This window comes from Corynebacterium sp. Marseille-P4611, assembly GCF_916618765.1.
Taxonomy (GTDB): domain Bacteria; phylum Actinomycetota; class Actinomycetes; order Mycobacteriales; family Mycobacteriaceae; genus Corynebacterium; species Corynebacterium marquesiae.
Window position 1 is genome coordinate 1330364 of the sequence record NZ_CAKAKD010000001.1, and the last position, 24862, is coordinate 1355225.

General features: G+C 60.0%; 23 protein-coding genes. 21 read left to right on the top strand and 2 right to left on the bottom strand.

What is annotated here, in order from left to right; all coding sequences use genetic code 11:
• The first annotated feature begins 17 nt into the window (after nucleotides 1-17).
• Nucleotides 18-1082 carry an ACR3 family arsenite efflux transporter gene (arsB, locus tag LG376_RS06480; RefSeq protein ID WP_225746553.1) on the top strand — a complete coding sequence of 355 codons (1065 nt, stop codon included), beginning with the start codon at nucleotides 18-20 and terminating at the stop codon, nucleotides 1080-1082.
• Here arsB and LG376_RS06485 read toward each other — a convergent pair.
• Nucleotides 1079-1846, bottom strand: a complete 768-nt coding sequence (locus tag LG376_RS06485; protein ID WP_049377211.1) for a hypothetical protein — start codon at nucleotides 1844-1846, stop codon at nucleotides 1079-1081. The two genes, arsB and LG376_RS06485, sit on opposite strands and share 4 nt — an antisense overlap.
• Before the next feature lie 203 nt (nucleotides 1847-2049).
• On the opposite strand from LG376_RS06485, the gene LG376_RS06490 reads away from it, so the two are divergent.
• From LG376_RS06490 to LG376_RS12685, 4 genes are all read left to right on the top strand, one after another.
• Complete coding sequence (locus LG376_RS06490; protein WP_225746554.1) at nucleotides 2050-5916, top strand: translation initiation factor IF-2 N-terminal domain-containing protein; 3867 nt, start codon at nucleotides 2050-2052, stop codon at nucleotides 5914-5916.
• Between the two features lie 226 nt (nucleotides 5917-6142).
• Complete coding sequence (gene rplU, locus LG376_RS06495) at nucleotides 6143-6448, top strand: 50S ribosomal protein L21 (protein ID WP_198491932.1); 306 nt, start codon at nucleotides 6143-6145, stop codon at nucleotides 6446-6448.
• 42 nt (nucleotides 6449-6490) lie between these two features.
• Nucleotides 6491-6769, top strand: coding sequence for a 50S ribosomal protein L27 (gene rpmA, locus LG376_RS06500; protein ID WP_005324079.1), 279 nt, complete (start codon nucleotides 6491-6493; stop codon nucleotides 6767-6769).
• Nucleotides 6770-7409: 640 nt separating this feature from the next.
• Nucleotides 7410-7649 carry a transcriptional regulator gene (locus LG376_RS12685; RefSeq protein WP_225747365.1) on the top strand — a complete coding sequence of 80 codons (240 nt, stop codon included), beginning with the start codon at nucleotides 7410-7412 and terminating at the stop codon, nucleotides 7647-7649.
• Here LG376_RS12685 and LG376_RS06510 read toward each other — a convergent pair.
• The gene (locus LG376_RS06510; RefSeq protein ID WP_225747366.1) at nucleotides 7567-8640 is read right to left on the bottom strand and encodes an IS30 family transposase; all 1074 of its coding nucleotides are present in this window, start codon (nucleotides 8638-8640) and stop codon (nucleotides 7567-7569) included. The genes LG376_RS12685 and LG376_RS06510 overlap by 83 nt on opposite strands.
• Before the next feature lie 1159 nt (nucleotides 8641-9799).
• Here LG376_RS06510 and LG376_RS06515 point away from each other — a divergent pair.
• The 16 genes from LG376_RS06515 to holA all read left to right on the top strand — a co-directional run bounded on the left by LG376_RS06515 (nucleotide 9800) and on the right by holA (nucleotide 24856).
• Nucleotides 9800-10423 (top strand): hypothetical protein, encoded by a 624-nt coding sequence (locus tag LG376_RS06515; RefSeq protein WP_225746555.1) that lies wholly within the window; start codon nucleotides 9800-9802, stop codon nucleotides 10421-10423.
• Between the two features lie 216 nt (nucleotides 10424-10639).
• The gene (locus LG376_RS06520; RefSeq protein ID WP_225746556.1) at nucleotides 10640-11431 is read left to right on the top strand and encodes a hypothetical protein; all 792 of its coding nucleotides are present in this window, start codon (nucleotides 10640-10642) and stop codon (nucleotides 11429-11431) included.
• Nucleotides 11424-12413 (top strand): LamG-like jellyroll fold domain-containing protein, encoded by a 990-nt coding sequence (locus LG376_RS06525; protein ID WP_225746557.1) that lies wholly within the window; start codon nucleotides 11424-11426, stop codon nucleotides 12411-12413. The genes LG376_RS06520 and LG376_RS06525 overlap by 8 nt, the downstream gene beginning before the upstream one ends.
• Before the next feature lie 72 nt (nucleotides 12414-12485).
• Nucleotides 12486-14018: a GTPase ObgE gene (gene obgE, locus LG376_RS06530; protein WP_225746558.1), complete on the top strand. Its 1533-nt coding sequence runs from the start codon at nucleotides 12486-12488 to the stop codon at nucleotides 14016-14018.
• Between the two features lie 60 nt (nucleotides 14019-14078).
• On the top strand, nucleotides 14079-15311 hold the full coding sequence (gene proB, locus LG376_RS06535) for a glutamate 5-kinase (RefSeq protein ID WP_049377283.1): 1233 nt from the start codon (nucleotides 14079-14081) through the stop codon (nucleotides 15309-15311).
• Between the two features lie 33 nt (nucleotides 15312-15344).
• Nucleotides 15345-16274, top strand: a complete 930-nt coding sequence (locus LG376_RS06540; RefSeq protein ID WP_225746559.1) for a D-isomer specific 2-hydroxyacid dehydrogenase family protein — start codon at nucleotides 15345-15347, stop codon at nucleotides 16272-16274.
• Nucleotides 16274-17179, top strand: coding sequence for a D-isomer specific 2-hydroxyacid dehydrogenase family protein (locus LG376_RS06545; protein ID WP_049377206.1), 906 nt, complete (start codon nucleotides 16274-16276; stop codon nucleotides 17177-17179). The genes LG376_RS06540 and LG376_RS06545 overlap by 1 nt, the downstream gene beginning before the upstream one ends.
• Nucleotides 17179-17475, top strand: a complete 297-nt coding sequence (locus LG376_RS06550; protein ID WP_225746560.1) for a hypothetical protein — start codon at nucleotides 17179-17181, stop codon at nucleotides 17473-17475. Before LG376_RS06545 ends, LG376_RS06550 begins: the two co-directional genes overlap by 1 nt.
• A gap of 96 nt (nucleotides 17476-17571) precedes the next feature.
• Nucleotides 17572-18840, top strand: a complete 1269-nt coding sequence (locus tag LG376_RS06555) for a glutamate-5-semialdehyde dehydrogenase (RefSeq protein WP_225746561.1) — start codon at nucleotides 17572-17574, stop codon at nucleotides 18838-18840.
• 23 nt (nucleotides 18841-18863) lie between these two features.
• Nucleotides 18864-19481, top strand: a complete 618-nt coding sequence (gene nadD, locus LG376_RS06560) for a nicotinate-nucleotide adenylyltransferase (RefSeq protein ID WP_005329234.1) — start codon at nucleotides 18864-18866, stop codon at nucleotides 19479-19481.
• Between the two features lie 146 nt (nucleotides 19482-19627).
• On the top strand, nucleotides 19628-20071 hold the full coding sequence (gene rsfS / locus LG376_RS06565; protein WP_225747367.1) for a ribosome silencing factor: 444 nt from the start codon (nucleotides 19628-19630) through the stop codon (nucleotides 20069-20071).
• 6 nt (nucleotides 20072-20077) lie between these two features.
• A complete protein-coding gene (locus tag LG376_RS06570; RefSeq protein ID WP_225746562.1) occupies nucleotides 20078-20776 on the top strand; it encodes a histidine phosphatase family protein in 699 nt (232 codons plus the stop codon).
• Entirely contained in the window at nucleotides 20776-21651 is an 876-nt protein-coding gene (locus LG376_RS06575; RefSeq protein ID WP_198491920.1) for a DegV family protein, read from the top strand. The genes LG376_RS06570 and LG376_RS06575 overlap by 1 nt, the downstream gene beginning before the upstream one ends.
• A 99-nt stretch (nucleotides 21652-21750) precedes the next feature.
• A complete protein-coding gene (locus LG376_RS06580) occupies nucleotides 21751-22446 on the top strand; it encodes a ComEA family DNA-binding protein (protein ID WP_225746563.1) in 696 nt (231 codons plus the stop codon).
• Between the two features lie 18 nt (nucleotides 22447-22464).
• Complete coding sequence (locus LG376_RS06585) at nucleotides 22465-23877, top strand: ComEC/Rec2 family competence protein (protein ID WP_225746564.1); 1413 nt, start codon at nucleotides 22465-22467, stop codon at nucleotides 23875-23877.
• Nucleotide 23878: 1 nt separating this feature from the next.
• Complete coding sequence (gene holA / locus LG376_RS06590; RefSeq protein WP_225746565.1) at nucleotides 23879-24856, top strand: DNA polymerase III subunit delta; 978 nt, start codon at nucleotides 23879-23881, stop codon at nucleotides 24854-24856.
• Nucleotides 24857-24862 lie beyond the last annotated feature (6 nt).

The following is a 24862-nucleotide window of genomic DNA, read 5'->3' on the forward strand; positions in this document are numbered from 1 at the left end:
GTCGCACAAGGAGAGCCATGGCCGTTGCGCAACGCCCAAAGTTGTCATTTCTCGATAGATTCCTTCCCGTTTGGATCATCATGGCCATGGCTGTGGGGCTATTGATAGGCCACTTCCTGCCAGGCATTGGAGAAGCACTGTCTGCTCTAGAGGTTGGCGGTATTTCTCTTCCAATCGCGCTGGGCCTGCTAGTTATGATGTATCCGCCCCTGGCTAAAGTCCGCTATGAAAAGACCCGAGATATTGCTGCCGATGGCCGGTTGATGGTGGTATCGATTGTGTTGAACTGGCTGGTGGGGCCTGCAGTGATGTTCACCCTGGCGTGGATTTTTCTTGCCGATCAGCCAGAGCTGCGAACCGGCCTGATTATCGTTGGGCTAGCCCGTTGTATCGCAATGGTCCTTGTGTGGTCCGATCTCTCCTGCGCCGATCGGGAGGCCACCGCCGTTCTTGTCGCCATAAACTCTGTATTCCAGGTAGCCATGTTCGGTGTGCTGGGATGGTTCTATTTGCAGATTTTGCCAGGGTGGTTGGGGCTAGATACCACCTCTGCTGATTTCTCTTTCTGGTCCATCGTCACCGCGGTCCTCGTATTTTTGGGAGTCCCCCTGCTGCTTGGTGTGCTCTCACGGGTCTGGGGTGAGAAAGTCAAAGGCCGCGAATGGTTTGAAAACCGCTTCCTTCCGGCAGTTTCTCCCTTGGCGATGATCGGCTTGCTCTATACCATTGTGTTGCTGTTCTCCCTGCAGGGAGAACAGTTGGTAGCGCAGCCCACGGCGGTGATCAAGGTTGCGATTCCGTTGGTCATCTACTTTGTTGGAATGTTTTTCCTAGCTTTGGGTGTAGCAAAGGTCGTGGGAATGAACTACGCGCAATCCGCTTCCGTAGCATTTACCGCAGCTGGTAATAATTTCGAACTAGCCATCGCGGTTTCCATTGGCACTTTTGGGGCGGCGTCGGCACAGGCTCTCGCCGGTACCATCGGGCCGCTTATTGAAATTCCGGTACTTGTCGGACTCGTGTACGTAATGCTCTGGATAGGGCCGAAGCTTTTCCCCGGAGACAAAAGCTTGCCAAATTAACGCCGGCCCACTTGATACAAACAGCGAACCCCAGTCGGCGTGATGGTGATGGTCCACTTTGCGGGCGCGGTGCGCAGGCCCATTCGGCTTAGCTTCACCAGGTCCGCCTTTGCCAAAGCATCGAGGTGCTCGCATAGAGGGTCGAGGTCTACCCGCATGAACTTCGAGAGGGCAGTGGAATTAATCGTGTTTCCCTGCACCGCGCCGGTGGCGACGAGGGCGGTGAGGATGTCCGAGTGGGCGTCGGCAAGCTGCAAACGAGCCTCCGTAACCCCGTCGAGCGGGTCCTTTTCCAAAATCTTGTTGATGCGGCGCCGGCCGATGCGGAAGGACTGAGAAAACATGCCCCATATGCCCAGCGGCAAGCCAAAGGCCCACCATGCCCCGGACAGAATTCCGGCAACGGGCGGGGCCAGCTCTACCTCTGGAAGCAGGTTGGCCGCGCTCAGTGGTGCCATGATCAATGGCGCAGCTATCGGGATAAACGGGGCGATATAGGCAATCGTGGGATAGTCGCCATCGCGGAATTCCTCTTGCGCAGCGTTGATGCCGCGCGGGTAATTGCGGATGAGGTGCACCAACCCCAGCACCGCAAAAACGGCAAAAACACCGGCTCCCATCAACATATAATCCACGCCTGTGTTGGCGAAGCCAACGGCAAAGCCGGCCGGCACGCCGAAGTAAAGTGCCGAGCGCACTGGGACTTCATTGCGGTGCCGATGCTGCGCCAGTTCGCGGGCGGGGATTCGTGCTAGTTCTGCCACGCTGCCAACATAACACCGCCTGCCAGCCTGGCCGCGTTTCTGTGACACAATGGGGGATAGCGCGTACGAGACGCGGCATAACTTCATATCCCACAAACTTTTATAGCGCACAGAAAACCTCGTGCGGCGGCGGTGCGGTCTCTGACCGTGCCTGCGCCCGAGGCCGCGCCCCATAGAGACGATATACAGGAGTAAGCCCGAACATGGTGGCACAGAACTCTCAAGAAACAACTGAAAGCCTCAAGGCAGCGGCGCTTTTGGCCCAGAACCTAGACCGCAGCCAACTCAAGGACAAGACCCGCGTGTATTCCCTAGCCAAGCAGCTGGGGCTTTCCTCGCGCGAGTTGGTGGCACAGCTTAAAGACATGGGCTTGAAAAAGAGCGCGCAAAGCTCTCTTTCCCGCGAGGAAGCAGGCCAGGTGCTCGATGCTGTGGCGAATGCCGCTGCGGTTGCCGACGCCCCTGCGGGCGACACCACCGCAGCACCGGCTGAAGAGCCCGAGGACAAGCCTGCTGCGCAACCGGAAGAAAACCCGGACGAGGAAACAGAAAAGAAGCCAGCGAAGAAGCGCGCCAAGCGCGCCCGCAAGGCCACCCGTAAGTCCGCCGCACCAGCACCCGAAGAGCTGGCAGATACCGCCGAGTCAGAGGAAGGGGGGCAGTCCACGGAAGACGAAGAGCACCTGCGCCACCGCGTGCGCAAGAACGTGGATAATGAAATCTCCCAGATCGAAGACAAGGTAGAGGCATCGCTTGCTCAGGCTGCGGCCGAAACTCGCGCAGCCACCGAGGACGCCGAGCACGCTGAAGCAGAAGTACCCGAAGCAGCAGAAGCCACGGAGGAGGCGGAAAAAACACCTGCGAGCGGCTTTGATACCGGAACGGTTGATGCGGCAAAGCTGCACGAGGCGCTGGCAGAAGCCGGCGAGGACTTCGAGGATGACTACTACGCGCCGCACATCGTCCCACGCGCCGAATCCGAGGAAGACTCCGGGCACTATGACTTTGCGCCCATCTTCATGGCCCCGCAGCTGGACGAGGCTGCGGCATTTGCACCGACTCTAGATGCAGCGGAGGAGGACTTCTCGGCCGACGACTCCGCAGGCGATGACAACGAGGATGCTGCAGACTCCGCCGCAGAAAGCCGCGAGCACTCCGGCTCCGACCGCGGTTCCGGAAAGCCTGAGGGCCGCCGCCGCGGGCGCCGCGGCGCATCCCGCGGACGCGGCGCCGGTGCGAAGCGTGAAGAGCAGGCAGACGAGCCCGAGCACATTGAAGAGCCGAAAGCCATCCGCGGCTCCACGCGCATCGAGGCTCAGAAGCGCCGCCGCGCGGAATTGCGCGAAAAGGGCCGCACCCGTCAGCACATCGTCTCCCAAGCGGAGTTCCTTGCCCGCCGCGAAGCTGTGGAGCGCACCATGGTGGTGCGCGATAAGGAGCGCGAGGACGGCGCCGGCATCATCACCCAAGTGGGCGTGTTAGAAGATGACCTGTTGGTCGAGCACTTCGTGACCACCGAATCCCAGGCCTCGCTCATTGGCAATATTTACTTGGGCCGCGTTCAAAACGTGCTGCCGTCCATGGAGGCGGCTTTCGTGGATATCGGACAGGGCCGAAACGGCGTGCTCTACGCCGGTGAAATCGACTGGCGCAAGACCAAGCTGCACGGGCGCGCCCGCAAGGTAGAAAACGCCCTGAAGTCTGGTGACCAGGTGCTGGTTCAGGTGGCTAAGGATCCCATCGGTCATAAGGGCGCGCGCCTTACCACCCAGATTTCCCTTGCTGGCCGCTACCTGGTCTACGTACCGGGCGGGCGCAGCGCCGGCATTTCCCGCAAGCTGCCTGCCCCAGAGCGCAAGCGCTTGAAGGATATCCTTGGCCGCGTGGTTCCAGGCGATGGTGGAGCGATCATTCGCACCGCCGCCGAAAACGTACCGGAAAAGGCAATCGCTACCGACGTCAACCGCCTGCACAGCCGGTGGGAGGACATCGTGGCACACGCTAAGAAAGAAAAATCCTCCAAGGGCGCCAAACCGGTGACCATGTATGAAGAGCCGAACATGCTCATCAAGGTGGTGCGCGATCTCTTCAACGAAGACTTCACTGAGCTCCTCGTCGATGGCAAGCGTTCTTTCAACACCGTCCGTGCTTATGTGGATTCCATGGCGCCAGACCTTGCGGACCGCGTGGTGCGCTACCGTGCCAAGGACCACGGCGGGCAGGATGCTTTTGAGGCTTACCGCATTGATGAGCAGCTGCATAAGGCGCTCTCGCGCAAGGTATGGCTGCCCTCCGGCGGCACGTTGGTCATCGACCGCACCGAGGCCATGACCGTCATCGATGTCAATACCGGAAAGTTCACCGGTTCCGGCGGCAACCTGGAGGAAACGGTAACCCGCAATAACCTCGAGGCGGCCGAAGAAATCGTGCGCCAGATGCGCCTGCGCGATCTCGGCGGCATGATCGTCGTGGACTTTATCGATATGGTCCTGCCGGAAAACCAGGATCTGGTGCTGCGCCGCCTGAAGGAAGCCTTGGGCCGCGATCGCACCCGCCACCAGGTCTCGGAGGTGACGTCGCTGGGTCTGGTGCAGATGACCCGCAAGCGCCTCGGCACCGGCTTGGTAGAAACGTTCTCCACCGAGTGCGAGTGTTGTAACGGCCGTGGCATCATCATTCACCAGTATCCGGTGGATGAGGCCGAGGACGAGCAGCGCTCCAAGCATTCTGGCCGCAAGCCCAAGGCGCACAAGAAGCAACACCACGATCCGCAGCAGCACCCGGCTGCGGTGGCGATGCATAAGCACGAGCTTGACGACGCCGCCGAAAGCTCCTCCAAACCTAAGCGATTCAAGAAGACCCAGGCACCGGTCTACGGTACCGAGAGCGAAGAGGCCGCACAGGAATCTGCGAAGACGTCGCTGGAAGATCTCGTAGCGAACGTCGTTGTAGATGAGCGCGGTCCGGCTCAGTCGCACGCTGGATCGGAAGAGCACAGCGGGGACCATGACCGCAACAAGGAGCGCGGACGTGGACGCGGTCGCCGCCGCGCGCGCAAGCACACCCAGACTCAGGTATCCGATATCGAGGCCATCGCGTACGCCGCGGCGGATAATGCTGCCGAGAGTGACGAGGTGCAGGAATTTAATTCCTACGTCCCCGATGCGGATACGGACGCCGACTCGGGTGCTATTGCGCAGGTACACCCAGGTGCCGGGGCGGGCTCCAAGCGTGGCAAGAAGCCGCGCCGGGTGACGCGCCGGTCTAAGGCCACGCGTACGGCTGCAGGCGGCGAGCAGAAGATTACCGAGAAGGCAACGGCTACGGAGACGGCAATTGAAAAGACCTATGACGAGGCAGTAGCTGAGTTTGAGGCTTCCCCGCGCCGCAAGCGCCGCACCCGCGGAAATTCGCGCTCCGATAGGCGCCCGCAGCCGCAGGATTTTGCGGTCTCCGGTGAGCAGGACTCTGTCGACGCCGACGATAATGCCAACGGCGCTGAAGCCCAGCGCGGACAGAAGAGCTCGCGCGAAGAGCGCAAGGCTCGCGGGCGTGGCCGCCGTCGTGCGGTGCGCACCCAGCAGGCCAAGCGTCGGAACACCTCGCGTGTGCCGCACGAGGTCAAGGAAAAGGCGCAGGAGCACGAGCACAAGCAGGCGGGCGGGTCCGCCGAGCAGCGCCATGAAAAGGCCGCTGGCGCCGCGCGTGCGGGGCGCGCCGGTGGCAAGGGCCGTGGGCGTCGCCGTGCCGTGCGACAGGCCGCTCCTAAAAAGGCGGTAGCAGAGAATCCGAAGGCAGCGAAGACCGCCCAAGGCCGTTCGACGCAGCAGGGTGGCTCGCCGGATCGTTCCAATGCTGGCCAGCGGGCGACCACGGGCGATACCAAGGTGCTGCGCCGCGGAAAGAAGAGGGCGGTGCGCAAGAAGGGGACGTCGGAAAGCGCCAAGGCCCCAAAGGCGCAGGATAACGCAGAGCAGAAGCAGTCTTCCGCGAGCGGTGCGCACAAGGAAATGTCGCACGCTAAGGCTGGGCGCGGCCGACGCCGCGTAGCACGGCGAAGCACGTCTTAGGGCTACGCCACGCGGGCACAAAAAGCGTGGTTTGTATTTTGTGCCCGCTACGGGGTAGTCTTTGACAGTCGCTGTTTAGTACTCACGACGCTGGATCAGTCCGACACTCACTTAGTGAGCTGTGCGGGCATGTTCGCGCGGGAACTAAACGCAATGTGTAAGTGTCCATTCGGAACGCGGCCTCCCCGGTTGCTTCCGAGCGAGTTTAGATAAGGGGTAACCCTCTATGTACGCGATCGTCAAGACCGGCGGCAAGCAGTACAAGGTTGCTGAAGGTGACCTCGTCAAGGTCGAGAAGATCGAGGGTGAGCCAGGCTCTGCCGTAGCTCTCACCCCGGTTCTGCTCGTCGATGGCGCCGATGTTAAGTCCAAGGCTTCCGACTTGGAAAAGATTTCTGTCTCCGCAGAAATCGTTGAGCAGGGTAAAGGCCCGAAGGTCGATATCCTGAAGTACAAGAACAAGACTGGTTACAAGAGGCGTCTGGGCCACCGTCAGCCTGTGACCACCTTGAAGATCACCGGTATCAAGTAAGCCTTAACCGGCTGTAATTATCCCTAAAGGAGGGAAAACCACATGGCACACAAGAAGGGTGCTTCCAGCTCCAGCAACGGTCGCGATTCCGAGTCCAAGCGTCTCGGCGTCAAGCGCTTCGGTGGTCAGCAGGTTAATGCCGGCGAGATCATCGTGCGTCAGCGCGGTACCAAGTTCCACCCAGGTGAGAACGTAGGCCGCGGCGGCGACGATACCCTGTTCGCGCTTGCAGCTGGCTCCGTTGAGTTCGGTATCAAGCGCGGCCGTCGTATGGTCAACATCGTTCCGGCTGAAGAGGTTGCTGCAGAGGCAACTGCCTAACTAAGGCCGAAGAGGTTAATCCTCGAGCCTGCCCCAGTGAGGGCGGCTCGAGGATTTTCTTGTTTCATAGGGTCCCTTGTTTCCAAAAAGGAAAGTGGTTATTTTCTAAGAAACTGTCACGATAGGGGAGAGTCATGGCGCTAAGTCGATTCAGCACAAAGGTAAAAGCAAGTAGTACCAAGCGGCCAGAGGGGGTGTCCCGCGGCGAGGGAATGTGGCTGCTCATATTCGCTGCGCTCATTGTGTTGTTTGTGTGGGCCCGACTACTGGCCAAAGATGGGCAGTCGTGAATCTCGGCGACTATATATTTCCTAGCTCCACTGCTGTTCGTTGGGCTTGCTGTAGGGCTAGCGGTACGTATTGTGTCCAATCGCGGTGTACAACCGCGCGGTTGGCGGATCCGTTATGTCGTTGCCACCATTATTTCGATGTTGTGCGCTGCCGGCGCTGAATTTTTCTGGCCGCACTTAAGTGGGGGCGGGGGCCTCGATGTAGTTTGGGCTGCATTGTTGGCTGGGGTAGTCGGACTTCCCTTAGCTCTACTTGCTGCCTGGAAAATTCAGGTGGGAAACTGATGGAATTTGTATCAGCCTTGCAGGGGTTGCAGCCCCTGGTGCATTCACCTAAACGCTTGGCCGTAATGGCCTGCCTCAATTCCGTGGATACAGCTAATTATCAAACTTTGAAGGCTTATATGGGCGTAGGCTATCCGGCTTTATCAAAGGCGGTAGGCGCGCTCGAAGAAGCTGGGCTGGTCAATGTATCAAGGCGGATTCTAGTGGTCGTGGAAACACGTCTTATGTTTCGGTTGAGTTTATCAGTGCGGCCATTTTCTCGGCTGGTGTTTGAAAGCCCAGGGTTTTGCGGGGGCGGCGGTTGAGTTGCATGGCGACGAATTCTAGGTCGGCTGCACTATGGACGCTTAGGTCTGTTCCTTTAGGGAAGTACTGCCTTAGTAGTCCATTGGTGTTTTCATTGGTGCCTCGCTGCCACGGCGAACCAGGATCGCAGAAGAACACGGGACAGTTTGTAGCTACAGAAAAGGCCTTATGGCAGGCCATTTCACTTCCCTGATCCCAGGTAAGTGATCCTTTGAGATGGTCTGGCAAGGTAGCAATCGCTTTAGTAAGTGCTTTATTTACTTCGGTAGCACTATGCCCATGAGGTAGATGCAGCAAGATGACATAGCGCGTGGTTCGCTCTACTAGCGTGCCAATTGCAGACTTATTACCTGCGCCTAAGATGAGGTCGCCTTCCCAATGACCTGGTACTGCTCGGTCGTCTACTTCTGCTGGCCGGTCGGAAATCATCACCATAGGGTCAACAAACCGCTTGCGGGCACTGCGCGTGCCACGAGGTCGACGTTGGGCGTGACCGCGCCGCAGTGCAGCAGCGACTTCCTTTTTCAACTCGCCTTTAGCCTGGAAATACAAAGACTGATAAATAGTTTCAGGACACACGTACATAGTCTCATCACCGGGATAGCGACTGCGCAACCTCCCAGAAATCTGCTCTGGCGAGTACCTATCTTTTACCATTTCCCAGATCACCGTGCGCAAGCGTGGATTGGCATCAATCTTGCGCTTTTTCGGTCTAAACCTACGCAACACCGATTTACGGTGCGCATGCGTGGGAAGATACACCCCAAATTCATCCCGGTTGCGTTTAAGCTCCTTGCTGATAGTGCCAGCAGAGCGCTGAAGACGCCGAGCTATCTCGCGTACACCTTTGCCTTGCCGGTCAAGGTCAAAGATGAGCTCGCGCTCTTCTACCGACAAATAGCGCGAAGAAATACGCCTATCGATACGCTGTTGCGGAATAACCTGGACTGGAACTGCTTGGCGACCATCAACGTACTCAATTACCTGCATAAGCCTGTTATACAGCGCCACATCTGGGCCAGCCGGGACAAAAGGCACACGCCCCGCAGAAAGCTTGATGACACCTTTGTCTATATCAGCAGCATTACGCGGATGAATGCCACAGGCTAAAGCGGCATCTTTGCGGCCTAAAGCATTTACACGCAGTTGCAGATAACTACACCGGCGAGTTGTTGCCGCAGCTTTGCGGCCATGTGGATTGCGCTTCCACAAACCAAGCTCAATACCGATGCGATATACCGGAGAAGAGCCTATAGAAAGCTGGCGCGCAATATCCATCGGTGCCACACCTTCCAGCCACAACCGAGCTATTTCCTGACTGTCAGCCGAGCTAATACGCCTACAGCGCTTGCGCGGCAAGTCCAACTCACCAGCCAGCCGATAAGCTACCGACTCTGGTAAACAAACCACCCCAGCAGCCGCCCGTATTGAACTACCAGCCCGAACCAACGACGCAAACCGCGCCACAACAGCAGAATCCGGAACCCATTTCGACTCCACACAATCACCTAACCCATGTCAGGTGTTTCCACGACCGCTAGAAATCAAGCAAAAGCCTTTGACGGTAAAACCCCAACTACCGACCTTTCTTTATCAAGAAAGGGGCGAAAGGTATATGCCGAATATCTAGAGTGCCTCGATAGGATTGTTGTTGGGTTTAGATCATAGGGTTGGTGCTACGATCCTGGCGGCAGAAAATAATTTCTGTCGCCGCAAATAATTCATCTAAGATGTGATTCAAGATACTTACGCGGCCCGTTGGATCGGATTGAAATTGCGCTTTTTGGCTGGTTCTGAATGTATACGCGCTTCTTTCTGTTGGGAAAGTCTGTTTTGAAGCCCAACGGGGGTAGATCCGGAGGTCGACGGGGTTAATTTAAACCTTCAATTGTGTACTGTATAAAATCCATTCGAGCTGCAAAAACCCTGATTGTGGCCTTGACAACAGAATGTTTTAAGCATTAGGATTACGAGCGTACGAGCGAGTGTTGACGCAAGAAGCGGCGGAATCTTCCAAGTTGAGAGTTCGATAGCGGTTTTAATTTATTGCATGGATGTCGGGAAAATTCCACGCCAAAGCACTCGCGTTCAGGGGGGAGTAGCCCCTATTCCTTTCCAAATCCCACTTTCCTAAGAGGAGTCTCTTACTATGTCCGATTCTCAAAAGCGCACCCGCAAGGGCTGGATCCTGCCCGCCTCCGTTGCCTCCGTCGCACTGGTAGCCTCCCTGGCCGCTGGAACTTTGGGTGCCTATACCGCCCAGATCACCAACAGTGGCAACTCTGCTGGTACCGGTAAGCTGACCATGTCTGAGTCTGAAATCGTTGATGGTCAACCCACCAAGACCGAGGACACCTCCAAAGGTAAAAACAACACCATCTCCGTGTCCAATATCAACAAGTACGGCGGCAACATGAAAATGGTGCCGGGTGATTCCAAGACCACCACCGTGCAGTTTAAGAACACCGGCTCCGTTGATGCGTCTGCCTTTACTTTGAACTTTGGCGACTGCACCGTGACCGGGCAGGATCCCGAAGAGCAGTCCCTGTGTGACACACTACTGGTTACCGTAAAGACCGGCGAAACCACGTTGGTGGATAACCAAACCCCAACTGCCTTGAAGGACCACCAGACCTTCAATATCGATGCCCCTATGGCCGTTAATGCTACGAAGGACTTCGACATCACCGTAACCTTGCCGGAGAAGATCACGGATACCTCCATCATGGGCCAGCAGATCTCCCAGAACCTCGTCTGGACCCTGTCCGCTTAAGTCCTTCCTGTGTCCTTAAGGAACACGCTATAAAGGAGCGTTACTACGCCCTAGAATCACGCCAGCTCAGCAGCCACAACGTCGGGAGATGAGTATATGCAGGCACGTCGCCGTACTCTCGCCACGGTTGTGGCTGCGGTCGTTTTAGTTCTTGCCATTATCTGTGGCGGTTTCTACTTGGCGGGTTTCCGGGCGCATTTTCTAACCACGCCGTCGATGGGCACGCAACTTCCAGTAGGCTCTTTGGCAATAACCAAGCCGGTAGATATTGCTGATGTGCAGGTGGGCGATACCATCACCGTGGATAGCGCCAATGGCACCACCCATACCCACAACGTGGTTGAGCGGGCCGGTGATACTGCCATTACCCAGGGCGTACTCAATGGTGCGCCCGATGCGCTACCGGCTACCGCTGACACGTTGAAGGGCAAGGTTATCTTTTCTTGTCCGGCGCTCGGGTGGGGCGTGCGCATTGCAGGAATCATGGCCGCAGGCTGGTTGCTGATGTTGCTGGCGTCCCTGCGCATCGACGATGAACTGCACCGCCGCCGCTACCGCAACACCGGCGTCTTTTTGGGCCTTGCCATTGGCATCATTATCGTGCGCCCTCTGCTTGGCGCCTACTTGCTAGGTATGAATGTCAATGGCACCGGCGAAGAGGCCTACGCGCAGGCGCACGTGGTTTCCACGGGTCTGCTCCCAGTCAAGGTTGTTCCGCTTGGTGAGGGCGGGGGAGAAGACTCCGCCATTATGAGCCCCACCGGTACCGATTCCATCGCTATCGATGACGCCCCAAATGAGAAGGGGGACTTTGTCTTCCGCCCAGTGCCCGCGTTGACCTGGCCGTGGATCATCGGCCTCATTGGCTTGGTGCTGTCGCCCTTCGCATGGTTCTATGCCCAGTATCGCCGCGCGCTCAAGGAAGAGCAGGAGCTTGCCGACGCCACCTTAGAAGCCCAATCCAATGCCGATACCACCGAGTTTGAGGCGGTGAAACCCAATGCTTAAAAAGGAACGGATTCCCGTCGTGGCCGCCGCCGTCCTAGCCATCATTGTGCTGATTTTGGCCTTTTCCTTACAGCCGACGTTTGGTAGCTGGAGCGCCCGAGTCACCAATTCCCGTAATGCGGCCGGCACCGCTGAGGGCGTAGATGCACTCAACTGCTACGAAGAAATGCAGCAGACCACCAAGAAATATGGGGGCTACCTGTACCATTTTCAGGCCGACAAACCTCAGTCAAAAAACGACTCCCTCGACCAGATGACGTGGACAAGCGTCGCTGGCAGGCCGATTGTTCCGAACAACAACTGGAATTATGACGGCAGCGTTCAGGCTAGGAACGAACCTTGCGTGGGGGTTTCGAAGCATGCGTATTTCAGAGGCGGCAATTCGGTGAACGGCCTCTTTCCAGGAGTGAGCTCTACGCGCACTACGATTACTGCAAACTATGAGCAAATTAAGTTGCCGACCCGGTTTTCTACGGAAACCTGGATTAATACTCAGATGCCGCAGGGAACGGTGGCGGTAAATTCGGCAGTGGGTAACTGGCGAGATCCTGCATGGCGAATCCAAGTCCTCAGCGATGGAACGGTCGCCTTTCAAATTAGGGGAGAGGTGGATATCACCTATAAAAAGTCCGATCAGGTAAAAAGTGAAGCTACCGTAGATGATGGTGAATGGCATCAAATCGTGACCACATGGGATTGGAATACCAATGAGATGGGGCTTTACGTTGACGGCCAGCCGGAAAGCTTCAAAACGTCCACGGAACCCTTGTACCGTTTCGACTCCAATATTCGAGGGTTTATCCGCTATGGCTACAGCGGTAGTAGTTACGAGTGGCCCGAGACTACTTATGATGACAATTTTCTAGGGTTCATATCCTTCGCCGCAGTTTATCCCACAATTCTCTCGAAACAAGAAGTACAACGTCACTGGGAAGCACGCACTGTTGCTGGAAAAGCGTGGCCAAAATCCACCATGGGCTAAACAGTTGGAGTCCAGCCCAAGACACGCATTACACTGGCGGGGACATAGATTTAACAAACGGAGGGTTTGACCATGGCACGTTTTATTGACCGCGTCGTCCTGCACCTGCAAGCGGGCGACGGTGGACACGGCTGTGTGTCTGTCCACCGCGAAAAGTTCAAGCCCTTGGGTGGCCCAGATGGTGGCAATGGTGGCCACGGCGGCGATATTGTCCTCGAGGTCTCCGAGCAGATCCATACCCTGATGGATTTCCACTACCGCCCGCACATTAAGGCCCAGCGCGGCGGCAATGGCGCCGGCGATATGCGCAACGGCGCCCGCGGCGAGGATCTGATCCTTGAGGTTCCCGCCGGCACGGTGGTGCGCAATGAAAAGGGCGATACCCTGGCTGACCTGACGGTGCCGGGTACTCGCTTTGTTGCTGCTGAAGGCGGCTTCGGTGGCCTAGGTAACGCCGCGTTGGCCTCGAAGAACCGTAAGGCACCGGGTTTTGCTCTCCAAGGTGAGCCAGGCCAAGCACATGATCTGATCCTTGAGCTGAAATCTATGGCGGATGTAGGGCTGGTGGGCTTTCCATCGGCAGGCAAGTCCTCGCTCATCTCGGTGTTATCGGCCGCAAAGCCCAAGATCGGTGATTATCCTTTTACCACGCTGCAGCCGAACCTCGGCGTAGTGGATATGGGAGATAGTTCTTTCACCATCGCGGACGTGCCTGGCCTTATCCCCGGTGCAGCCGATGGCAAGGGCCTCGGCCTAGATTTCTTGCGCCATATCGAGCGCACGGCGGTGCTGGCGCACGTAGTTGATACCTCCTCCATCGAGCCGGGCCGCGATCCTGACTCCGATATTGAGGCGATGGAAAATGAGTTGGCGAAGTACCAGGAGGCTTTGCAGGAAGATACTGGTTTAGGGGATCTGCGTGAGCGCCCCCGCGTCATCATCTTGAATAAGGCAGATGTGCCTGAGGCCGAAGAGCTGGCCGAATTTGTCAAGGATGATCTGGAAGAGAAGTTTGGCTGGCCTGTCTTTATTATTTCGGCCGTCGCTCGCAAGGGTCTGGATCCGCTGAAGTTCCGGCTCATGGATATGGTGACTGAGCACCGCAAGGCCCAGCCGTTGCCAAAGAAGGATAAAAACCACACCGTTATCCATCCCAAGGCCCAAGGCCATAAGAAGCATACCGGCGCGTTTGCTGATTTCACCGTCAAGGCCGATCCGGATGTCGAAGGTGGCTTCATTGTTGAGGGCAAGAAGATTGATCGCTGGATTACCCAGACTGACTTTGAAAATGATGAGGCAGTGGGTTTCTTGGCGGACCGCTTGGCCAAGGCCGGTGTGGAGGATGAGCTGCGCGAGCAGGGTGCAGTAGAGGGCTGCCCGGTAACCATCGGTGGCATTACCTTTGAGTGGGAGCCGATGACCGGTGGTGATCCGACAATGGCAAGCCGCGGCGAGGATGCTCGCCTTAAAGGAACCGCCCGTGCTTCTGCAGCGGAGCGCAAGCGCGCCTCCCAGGCGCGTCGCGGCCTTATTGATGAATACGATTACGGCACCGATGAAGAGGTCACTCGCGAGGGCGCAAACCGCGATAGGTGGCAAGGCTAGCTCGGTAGGCCCCCTCTTCTTGGGGTGTATAAGAGGGGGCGCTTTGTAAACTCGGTTGGCATGTCTTCTGATGAACAGAAAGAACCCATCCTTCCGCTTCCGGTAGAGCCTTTTGCTGGACCTACCGCTGATACCCCTTTCCCGGAACCGCTCGATGAAAATCCGGTGGCGTCTGGTTTTGAATCGGATCTCCGCCGCGACATCGCGCAGGCAAAGCGCGTGGTGGTCAAGATTGGTTCCTCTTCTCTAACAGACGAGAATTTCCGCGTTTCTCAAGAAAAGATTGATCACATCGTTGATGCCGTCCATGCGCGCATGGGCCGCTCCGATGTCATCATCGTCTCCTCCGGTGCGGTTGCTGCAGGTATGGGCCCACTCGGCCTGCACCAGCGCCCCACGGATTTGGCTACCAAGCAGGCCTCCGCGTCCGTCGGCCAGGTGCACTTGGCCTCTGTGTGGGGCCAGTCCTTTGCGCGCTATAAGCGCACCATCGGCCAGGTCCTCCTCACCGCCTCCGATACTGGACACCGCGATCGCGCCCGCAACGCGCAGCGCACCATTGATCGTCTGCGCCAGTTGCGCACCATCCCCATCGTGAATGAGAACGATGCGGTGGCGACGTCGGAAATGCACTTTGGTGATAACGATCGCCTTTCCGCCCTGGTGGCCAACCTGGTGGGCGCTGACGCGCTCTTCCTATTTTCTGACGTGCCTGGTTTGTACGATAAGAACCCGGCCGAACCCGATGCCAAGTTCATCGATGAGGTGCGCACCGGCAAGGACCTGAAGGGCGTTGTGGCTGGTGATGGCGGCAAGGTCGGCACCGGCGGCATGGCCACAAAGGTTTCCGCGGCCCGCCTGGCTACCCGCGGCGGCATTCCAGTGCTGTTGACCTCCACGGATAATATTGGCCCCGCGCTTGCCGACGCCTCCGTAGGCACCGTCTTCCACACCCGCGAGGAACGCCAGCTGTCCGCCTGGAAGTTCTGGGCACTCTACTGCGCCGATACCGGCGGAGCCGTCCGCCTCGACGAGGGCGCCAAGGAGGCCGTCACCAAGGGCGGCACCTCGCTGCTCGCTGTCGGCATTACCGACGTGCAGGGCGAGTTCAATAAGGGAGAAATCATCGACATCCTGGGCCCGAATGGTGAGATCATCGGCCGCGGCGAAGTCCGCTTTGACTCCGAGGAGCTCCACGCCATCAAGGGCAAGAAGATGGAAGACCTGCCCGAGGACCAGCGCCGTTCCGTCGTTCACGCGGATTACCTCTCCAACTTCGCCTCCCGCATCTAAACCCAGGGCTGAGATTCCCCGTATGGTTGGGGCATGAAGTATTTCATGGGACCGGAAACCTGGCAGCCGATGGTAGAAGACATCGAGGCTGCCGGGCACCAACGCGTAAGCAGCATTGAAGAGGCCGAGGTCTATATCAATAATGCGCCTAACCCGCGCCGCATCCCCGAGATGCCGGAGAATATTGGCTGGGTGCAGCATTGTTATACCGGCGTCAACCAGCTCATCGATGCAGGCGTCATTATCCCAGACGGCGTGCCGTGGTGCAACGCCGCCGGTGCCTTTGCCCAACCAGTGGCCGAATCCGCACTCGGGTTGGCCCTTTCCCAGGCGCACCACCACAAAGCCTTCGCCCAAGCCGGTACCTGGTCGGTGGCCAAGGAGCTGGATGAATCCCAGGCCTGGCTCTATGACCAGCAAGGGCCGAAGAGGGTAGCGATCTTTGGCGCTGGGGGCATCGGCAAGCAGCTCATTAAGCTCCTGCAGCCCTTTGGCGTGCACATTACTGCCGTCAATCGCTCTGGTCGCGCGGTGGAAGGCGCCGATGAGGTCGTGCCCATGGACCAAGCTGAAAGCGTATGGGGTGAAGCGGATTTCATCTTCTGCATTCTGCCGGCCACCAAGGATACCGAGGGGCTTATCGATGCCGCCACGTTCCGCGCCATGAAACCCTCCGCCATCTTCATCAACGTCGGCCGCGGCAGCACCGTAGTAACCGACGATCTCGTGGCGGCCCTGCGCGATGGTGAAATCGCCGGCGCCGGGCTGGAAGTTATGGATCCTGAGCCGCTGCCTGATGGTCACCCGCTTTATGACCTGCCTAATTGCACCATGACGCCGCACATGGCCGCCTCCGCACACGTGGCGCAGTACCACTTGGGAGCTATCTTCAACGCGAATGCCGCCGCGTGGGAGAGGGGAGAGGCCATGCCCACCCGCGTGGATGCGGAGGCTGGCTACTAATGAAGTACGCGATGTTGCCCACCCCGTGGGAGGAAACCCTGCAGGCACTCGATGCGGCGGGTCACGAGCGCGCGCCATTGGAGGACGCCGAGGTGCTCATCTTCAACGGCGGTCCGGATGATTTCCCCCAGCCCCTGCCGCCGAACGTGGGCTTGGTGCAGGTTCCTTTTGCCGGGGTGGACCATCTGCTCGGCGTCATGCGCGATACCACCGCCCGCTGGTCCAATGCCGCAGGGCTATATGACGCCACCGTGGCTGAATCCACCATTGGACTCCTGCTCGCCCAGTTGCATGCCCATAAGCGCGTGGGGACGAGCTGGGATAATCGCGATGAGGTGGAGGCGCACACCAGCTTCCTTTTTGAGGATAAGACGGTAGCGGTGGTGGGTGCTGGGGGCATCGGAAAGCGGCTTATCCGCATGCTAGAGGGCTTTGGCCCGCGCATTATCGCAGTCAATCGCTCCGGTACCCCAGTGGAAGGCGCCGATGAAACCTTCGCCACCACCGATATTGAGCGCGTGTGGCCGGCTGCCGACTATTTTGTGGCGCTTGCGCCGCTAACGGAGCAGACACACCAGCTTTTCGATGCTGCTGCCTTCCGTGCCATGCCCGACCATGCAGTGGTAATTAACGTCGGCCGCGGTCCGCTTGTGGACACCGAGGCCCTTGTTGACGCTCTTCGCTCCGGCCAGATCGCCGGCGCCGGCCTAGATGTCACCGACCCCGAGCCCTTGCCTGATGGGCACCCGCTGTGGGACATGCCCAACGTGGTCATCACTCCGCACCTGGCCAACCCACCATATTCGGTGCGCCGGCGCATTGGCTCGCATACAGTACAGGCCATGGAGCGCTTTGCCGCAGGTGAGGCAATCCCCACGGAAGTAGATATTGAAGCTGGCTACTGATGGATAGCCCCGGTAACCGCGCTGACGATGGCCAGCTCAACCCGACCGCTGCTGAGGTCGCGGATATGAGGGAGCGCCGGAAGAAAGTGAAGACGGTCGATTATGCAGCCTGGGCAACCACCATTCTTTCCGTTGTGCTCGGCTATTTCTTCCACTGGACCTATTTCTGGGTTATCCCGATCATCTGTTTTGTATGCTCGGCCGGAGCCCGCCACGTTTATAATCTGAGCTATTTTGAGGAGGAATACCTCATGTTCGAGCGGAAGGACGAGAAGCGCCGCCGTGCATCCGACTAGCGCCGCCGCGAGCTCGGCTAATAAGTAGGCCACCGTGCGAGTGCTTGCTGGCCAACCGGCTGAAATGCGCGTGGCCTTTCGTTAAGCTGGTATGGCATGAGCAACACTGAACGCGAAGAAGTTCTGTCCAAAGCCCGTGCTGCCAAGGACGTAGCGCCCGTCGTAGCGCAGCTGTCCACGCCGCGCAAGAACGAAATCTTGCAGCGCGCAGCCGAAAACCTCATTGCCCACACCGAAGATATTCTCGCCGCCAATAAGCAGGATATCGACGCCGGCCGCGAACGCGGCATGTCCGAGTCTCTTATTGACCGCCTGTCCCTCAACGCCGCGCGCGTCGAAGGCATTGCCGGTGGCCTGCGCCAGGTAGCCGGCCTGCAGGACCCAGTAGGAGAGATCCTGCAGGGCCGCACCATGGACAACGGCATTCAGATGAAGCAGGTGCGCGTTCCGCTCGGCGTGATGGGCATGGTCTATGAGGCCCGCCCGAACGTCACCGTGGACGCCTTCGGCCTGGCCATCAAATCCGGCAACGTGCCGCTGCTGCGCGGCTCTAAATCCGCCCGCAACTCCAATGCCAAGCTGGTAGAAATCCTGCAGGATACCCTCACCGAGTTTGACCTTCCGCGCGAGGCCGTGCAGCTCCTGCCGTGCGAGACCCACGATTCCGTCCAGGACCTCATCACCGCTCGCGGCCTGGTGGACCTGGTCATTCCGCGCGGTGGCGCCAAGCTTATTGAGGCCGTCGTCACCGGCGCCACCGTCCCAGCCATTGAGACCGGCACCGGCAACTGCCACTTCTACGTGGACGCCTCTGCGGACTTGGGCAAGGCCATCGACATGGTCATCAACGGCAAGACCCGCCGCACCTCCGTGTGCAACTCCACGGAGTGCGTGCTTATCGACGCCGCCTTGGACGACTCCGCCAAGCTGCGCATCATCGCCGCGCTGCAGGATGCCGGCGTGACCATCCACGGCGACGTCGCCGAGCTCGAGGCTTTCGGCGTCAAGGATGCCGTGCCGGCCACCGATGAGGACTGGCGCGAGGAGTCGCTGTCCATGGATATCTGCGCCAAGGTGGTCGACGGCGTCGACGGTGCCATTGCCCACATCGCCGAGTTCACCACTGGCCACACCGAGGCCATCGCCGCGCAGGATGCCGACGTCCTAGTGAAGTTCGGCAACGAGGTAGATGCCGCCGCGGTCATGCTCAACGCCTCTACCGCTTTCACCGATGGCGAGGTCTACGGCATGGGCGCCGAAATCGGCATTTCCACCCAGAAGCTGCACGCCCGCGGCCCAATGGCGCTGCCGGAGCTCACCTCTTCTAAGTGGATCCTGCAGGGTACCGGACAGACCCGCCCCTAGTGGTGCGGCTATAATCACCACCCATGACTAGCCCACAGCGCATCGGCATCATGGGTGGCACCTTTGATCCCATCCACAATGGCCACTTGGTAGCGGCCAGCGAGGCCGCCCACCGCTTTGCCCTCGATACCGTCGTCTTTGTTCCCACCGGCCAGCCGTGGCAAAAGTCCCACCGCGACGTCACTGCGGCCGAGCACCGCTACTTGATGACGATGGTGGCCACGGCCTCAAACCCGCGCTTTACCGTCTCGCGCGTAGACATTGACCGCGAGGGGCCCACCTATACCATCGATACGTTGCGCGACCTGCGCGAACTCTTCCCAGAAGCGGAGTTCTACTTCATCACTGGAGCCGACTCGCTGGCCTCCATCATGAGCTGGCATAACTGGGAAGAGATGCTGGAGATGGCGCACTTTGTGGGCGTGACCCGCCCCGGCTATGAATTAAGCGCCGATATGCTACCTGCCGATGCGCAGGAGGCTATCGATCTTATCGACATTCCCGCCATGGCCATTTCCTCCACGGCGTGCCGCGAACGCGCCGGGCAGGGGCAGCCCGTGTGGTACCTCGTTCCGGATGGGGTGGTGCAGTACATCACCAAGAACAATCTCTATGGGCCTAACCCAGATAAGCCCCTGTAGAAACTTCCGCGGCCTTCCCCAGATTTTGGGCACGGGCCTGCTAAACGTGCAAGAATAGACTCTCAATAGAGATAGTTCATACCGAATATACTCAGACGCGAAAAGGGAATTTTTACACATTGTCTACTTCTGATCTCGCCCGCCGCATGGCAGAAACCGCGGCCCACGCCGCGCAAGAAAAGCTGGCCACCAATATCGCGGCCATTGATGTCTCCGATGTCCTCGCCATTACCGAGGTCTTCGTGCTCGCTTCTGCCGATAACGAGCGTCAGGTCGGCTCCATCGTGGATGAAGTCGAAGACGAAATGACTAAGCAAGGCTTCGAGCTGCAGCGCCGCGAAGGCAATCGCGAAAACCGTTGGGTGCTGCTGGATTATGGCAATATCGTCGTCCACGTTCAGCGCAATGACCAGCGTGAGTTCTACGGCTTGGACCGCCTGTACTACGATTGCCCAGCACTGGAGATCGAGGGCATCGAGGCCCCAGAGCGCCCGGGCGAATGGACCAATGGCGTCAACCCGCGCGAAGTTGATTCCATCGACGAGCTCCCACTGGCCGATAAGGTCCCTGGTGAGGACGAGGAGCTTTAAACTCGCATGAGCCGCCGCCTGATCCTGATCCGCCACGGGCAAACTACCTATAACGCCACTGGCCGCATGCAGGGCCACTTGGACACCGAGCTGTCCGAGCTGGGCTATGAGCAGGCCCGTGCCGCCGCGCGCCTGCTGCAGGATCAGGGCGTGTCTAAAATCGTTGCCTCTGACCTCATCCGCGCGCGCGAAACCGCGCGCGTGGTCGCCGAGGCCCTCGGCATGGATTTCACCACGGATGCCCGCCTGCGCGAGACGCACCTAGGCCAGTGGCAGGGCAGAACCTCCGCCGAGGTAGATACCGAGTTCCCTGGCGCGCGCGCCATCTGGCGCCACGACCCCACTTGGGCCCCGCCGCAGGGCGAATCCCGCGTGGACGTGGCCGAGCGTGCCCGGCCTGTCGTCGATGAGCTCATGGCAGACTTCGGTGGCTGGGACCAAGGCCCCGTCCTCATCGTGGCCCATGGCGGCGCTATCTCGGCGCTGACCTGCCACCTGCTGGGCCTTGACCATGCGCAGTACGGGATCCTTTCCGGATTGAAAAATACCCACTGGTCGCAGCTGACGGCCCGCCCTGATTTCAACCCGGACACGCCGCTGTCTTCGCTGGAGTTTACCCCAGACAATGTGGGTAGCGCCCAGTGGTATTTCGACGGCTGGAATATGGGCGGCGAGGTTACCGGGGACGGCGGGGCGGATATCTAGTGACGGTTCGCGTCATTACGGATTCCTCCGCGGGCCTGCCGCCAGAGTTGGCGGAGCAGCTATCCATCACGGTCATTGACCTCCACCTCATGGAAAGCCACGGCAAAGATGGTCTGGAGCGCTCCACCTCGGGCTTGAGCGCGCTGGAGCTGGCCGCCGCCTACGGCCGCGAAATGGAGCGCGCCCAAGATGAGGGAGTGGTGGCCATTCACCTGTCCAAAGAGCTATCTTCCACTTATTCCGCCGCGGTATCGGCCTCCGGCGTCTTTCCGCACACGGTGCGGGTGATTGACTCCGGTTCGGCCGGCATGGCCATGGGTGCGGCCGCGATGTCCGCGGCTAAGTTGGCCTCCCGCGGCGCCAGTCTGGACGAGTGCTACGCAGCGGCCATCGATACCCTCAAACGCGCGGCTACCTGGGTTTACCTGCATTCCACGGAGGATCTGCGCCGCTCTGGCCGCCTTTCCCCGGCCACGGCTGTGTTGTCTACGGCGCTGTTGGCTACCAAGCCGATTATGTCGATTACCCGTGGCAAGCTGGAGCTGGTGGGCAAGACCCGCACCCAGACCAAGGCTTTTACCAAGCTGGTGGACCTCATCGCCTCCCGCGCGGACGGTGAGCCGGCCTTTGTCGCCATCCAGCACAACCAGGCCGAGGACGCGGCCGCCAAGTTGGAGGCGCTCCTTGCAGTAGCGCTGCCGCAGGGTTCGTCCTTTATTTGCATTCCGCTTAACGACGTCCTCTCTGTCCACGCCGGCCCCTCCGCCATCGGCGTCTCCGCCGTGTTTAGCTCCGAGCCGCCCGCGGAACCTGTGCATTCTCACACACGTGGTCGACCTCGCGCCTTCCCGCCGCGCCGATCTGTGGATAACTAGACCCATCGCGCCGGGTTAGTTGACGCCCACAACAAGTTATCCACAGCCCACCTTCGCTCGACCTACCACTTGTTTGCGCCCGCGCTTAGTCTCAGCGCCATGGCGGCACCCAAGATCAGCGAACGACTCCGCGAATTTACCCAACCCACCGGCGAGGAAGAGCTCCTCGCTGTCGATTACCCGCGCCCGCGATTGCGCATCAGCCCCTGGCAAGCCTGCGCAGTGGCGGTCATTCTCGTTATCGGCGTGGTGGTCTGGCTCGGCATCAATGCGCGCTCCGAAGAATCCTCCGGCATGCCCGAGCCTGCGGCTATGAGCTCAGGCGCGGCCCCCAGCGGAGAGCCTAGCGAAATCATCGTTTCGGTCATCGGCGAGGTGGCTGAGCCCGGACTGAAAACGCTCGAGCCCGGCGCGCGCGTGGCCGATGCCCTCGACGCCGCCCAGCCGCTACCAGGCGCCGAGACCCTGGCTCTCAACCACGCCCAGCGGCTTTCCGACGGCCAACAGCTCCACATCCTGCCCTCCGGCGCCGCCCACCTCCCGCACCGGCAGGCCCGCCCCGCCGGCGGCAACTCCAGCGGCCCCGGCGGCAGCGCTAGCGGCAGCGGCGTGAGCCTTAATAGCGCCACCGCCGAGGAGCTCACCGAACTCAAGGGCGTCGGCGAGGTGACCGCGCAGGCAATCGTGGCTTACCGGGAGGAGCACGGCGGTTTCAAGGATGTAGAAGAGCTCCTCGAGGTCTCCGGCATCGGGCCGGCGAAGCTGGCACAGCTCAAAGACCAAGTTCAGCTCTAGCCCGTACTCGAGCGTGCGATGCGAGAACTGCGGCTCGTCCCCGGCGCGGCCACCGCCTGGCTGTCCGTCATCGCCGTGCTGCTCGCCGGCCGCGGCTGGGCCATCGCACTCATCGCGGTCGTCGTTGCGCTGTGCCTCATTGCCCGTCAGTGGGGCCAGGCGCTCTTCTGTGGGGCAGTCGCTGGGGGTGCGGTGCTCGTTGCCGCGGTACGCCAGGCCCGCGCCGCCGCCTTCTACCTCGGCACCGAAGTCACCGGGCGACTCGTTACCGCACCGACGCAGACCAGTACGGGCGGCTGGCTGCTGCGGCTGAAGGTGCCGGGGTATCCCACCCAGTTGCCGGTCTTTAGCCCGGATCCGGTCCCGGCTGCCGCGGGTGCCGAGCTTAAGGTCAGGGTGAGGGTAGGGGAGTCGGATAGGGCGGGCGTCGGAAAGCTCAGTGCCAATGCCACTGACGTGCAGGTAACCGGTGAGCCCGAAGGCCTGGCCGGTTGGGCGGCCGGCGTGGCTGAGAACTTCCGCGCGCTGGTCCTCGATACCGTAGGACCCTCCAGCCAGGGCCTGATTCCTGGCATGGTACTCGGCGATACCGCGCTGCAAGATACCGCCGAGCGCGACCTGTATATCGCCACCGGGCTCTCACACTTAAGCGCCGTATCCGGCGCCAATGTGGCCATAGTCTGCTCTGCCGCGGCCGTGGTCTGCGCCGCCTTCGCGCTCGGGCCCCGCGCCCGCGTGGCCGCCTCCCTGTGCGCCCTCGCCACCTATGTTCTGCTCGTGGGCTTCGAGCCCTCCGTCCAGCGCGCGGCCGTTGCCGGGGTAGTGGGGCTGCTCGCCGTGCTCAATTCCACCCGCATGGAGCCCATCCATGCGCTCAGTCTCGGCATCATCGCGCTGCTCTTTGTGGATTCCGACCTCGCCGTGCACTTTGGTTTTGCCCTATCCTGCGCGGCGACGCTCGGCATCGTGGCGCTGAGCCCGCTCATCTACAAGCACTTGGCCGTGACCGGCTGGCCCGCCATTTTCCTGCGCGCGGTCGCTGTGGCCATCGCCGCCGATATCGTCACCCTCCCGTTGGTCGCGCTTATGTCCGGTGAGGTCTCCGTGGTCTCCGTGCTGGCCAATATCCTCGTCGAGCCCGCCACCGTGCCGATTACCATCGTGGGGCTTATCGCCGCCATCTTTGCCCAGCTCGGCCCTCTCGACGTGCTGGGCGCCGGCTTGCTGCGCCTCATTGAGCCCTTCTCGTGGTGGATTAATACCATCGCCCACGGCGTGGCCCATCTGCCCGTGGTCACCATCCCTGCCAACCCGCTTTTTACGCTGCTTGCCTACGCCTGGATCATCGCGGGCCTTCTTTATCACCGTCCGTGGCTCACGTTGGCGCTGACGCTGGCGGGCATCGCCTGGCTCGGCCTGGCCGCAGGCTAGAATGGCGGGTATGCCTCCAGTACACCTCATCCTCGGCGACGATGAATTCCTCACCGAACGCGCCCGCCTGCAGATCCAGCGCGCCGCGGCCGAGGAGAGCGGATCTACCGGTACCCGGCCCGAGCTGACCAAGCTCAAAGCTTCCGAGGTCTCTGAGGGCGAGATCCTCGAGGCCACCAGCCCATCGCTGTTTGGCGATAACCGCGTCATCGTCATCAGCGACTGCGAGCGCGCCGGCAAAGAAGTAGTCGATATCCTTCTGCGCGCCTGCGCCAATCCCGCGCCGGGCATGACCATGGTCATTATCTACTCCGTGACGGCCAAGACGCTGAAGAAAAAGAAGAAGCAACCCGAGCTTGTGGCCAAGCTGCGCAAGATTGCCGAGGTCCACGAGGTCTTTTCGCTTTACCCCAATGAGCTGGGGCAGTGGGCCACCCGCGAATTTTCCAGCCACGGCGTGCGCCCGACCCCGGACGTTATCCATGCCGTGCTCGAGGGCGTGGGCTCTGATCTGCGCGAGCTGGGCTCAGCCATCTCCCAGTTGGTCTCCGATACCGGCGGCAATGTCACCCGCGAGGCGGTGCAAAACTACTACGTCGGCGTGGCCGAGGTCGCCAATTGGGACATTGCCGACGCCGCCGTCGCCGGCCGCGTCGAAGCCGCCGTATCCACCTGCCGCCGCGCTCTCCAGCTGGGCGCGAGCCCCGTGGCGATTGCCGCGGCGCTGGCCAATAAGGTCGGCGCCGTCGCCCGCCTTTACTCCGCGCGCGGGGACCAGTACTCGCTCGCGAGCCAAACCGGCCTAGCGCCCTACGTGGTCAAGATGACCCAGCCGGTGGCCCGCCGCTGGTCCGCCGATAATGTCACCAAGGCGGTTATCCTCGTCTCCGAGCTCGATGCCGCCGTCAAAGGCCAAGGCGGCGAGCCCGAATTCGCCGTAGAGGCGGCCGTCAAACGCGTCGCGGAACTGGCGCGATAAGCTAGA

Excerpts from the sequence above, each read along its gene's own strand:
- LG376_RS12685 (WP_225747365.1), top strand. The coding sequence starts at position 7,410 with ATGGCCTGCCTCAATTCCGTGGATACAGCTAATTATCAAACTTTGAAG.
- holA (WP_225746565.1), top strand. The coding sequence starts at position 23,879 with ATGGCGGGTATGCCTCCAGTACACCTCATCCTCGGCGACGATGAATTC.
- LG376_RS06570 (WP_225746562.1), top strand. The coding sequence starts at position 20,078 with ATGAGCCGCCGCCTGATCCTGATCCGCCACGGGCAAACTACCTATAAC.
- rpmA (WP_005324079.1), top strand. The coding sequence starts at position 6,491 with ATGGCACACAAGAAGGGTGCTTCCAGCTCCAGCAACGGTCGCGATTCC.
- LG376_RS06490 (WP_225746554.1), top strand. The coding sequence starts at position 2,050 with ATGGTGGCACAGAACTCTCAAGAAACAACTGAAAGCCTCAAGGCAGCG.
- LG376_RS06550 (WP_225746560.1), top strand. The coding sequence starts at position 17,179 with ATGGATAGCCCCGGTAACCGCGCTGACGATGGCCAGCTCAACCCGACC.
- LG376_RS06585 (WP_225746564.1), top strand. The coding sequence starts at position 22,465 with ATGCGAGAACTGCGGCTCGTCCCCGGCGCGGCCACCGCCTGGCTGTCC.
- LG376_RS06510 (WP_225747366.1), bottom strand. The coding sequence starts at position 8,640 with ATGCAGGTAATTGAGTACGTTGATGGTCGCCAAGCAGTTCCAGTCCAG.
- obgE (WP_225746558.1), top strand. The coding sequence starts at position 12,486 with ATGGCACGTTTTATTGACCGCGTCGTCCTGCACCTGCAAGCGGGCGAC.
- nadD (WP_005329234.1), top strand. The coding sequence starts at position 18,864 with ATGACTAGCCCACAGCGCATCGGCATCATGGGTGGCACCTTTGATCCC.
- LG376_RS06540 (WP_225746559.1), top strand. The coding sequence starts at position 15,345 with ATGAAGTATTTCATGGGACCGGAAACCTGGCAGCCGATGGTAGAAGAC.
- LG376_RS06515 (WP_225746555.1), top strand. The coding sequence starts at position 9,800 with ATGTCCGATTCTCAAAAGCGCACCCGCAAGGGCTGGATCCTGCCCGCC.
- arsB (WP_225746553.1), top strand. The coding sequence starts at position 18 with ATGGCCGTTGCGCAACGCCCAAAGTTGTCATTTCTCGATAGATTCCTT.
- LG376_RS06555 (WP_225746561.1), top strand. The coding sequence starts at position 17,572 with ATGAGCAACACTGAACGCGAAGAAGTTCTGTCCAAAGCCCGTGCTGCC.
- rplU (WP_198491932.1), top strand. The coding sequence starts at position 6,143 with ATGTACGCGATCGTCAAGACCGGCGGCAAGCAGTACAAGGTTGCTGAA.
- LG376_RS06520 (WP_225746556.1), top strand. The coding sequence starts at position 10,640 with ATGGGCACGCAACTTCCAGTAGGCTCTTTGGCAATAACCAAGCCGGTA.
- LG376_RS06580 (WP_225746563.1), top strand. The coding sequence starts at position 21,751 with ATGGCGGCACCCAAGATCAGCGAACGACTCCGCGAATTTACCCAACCC.
- rsfS (WP_225747367.1), top strand. The coding sequence starts at position 19,628 with ATGGCAGAAACCGCGGCCCACGCCGCGCAAGAAAAGCTGGCCACCAAT.
- LG376_RS06525 (WP_225746557.1), top strand. The coding sequence starts at position 11,424 with ATGCTTAAAAAGGAACGGATTCCCGTCGTGGCCGCCGCCGTCCTAGCC.
- proB (WP_049377283.1), top strand. The coding sequence starts at position 14,079 with ATGTCTTCTGATGAACAGAAAGAACCCATCCTTCCGCTTCCGGTAGAG.
- LG376_RS06545 (WP_049377206.1), top strand. The coding sequence starts at position 16,274 with ATGAAGTACGCGATGTTGCCCACCCCGTGGGAGGAAACCCTGCAGGCA.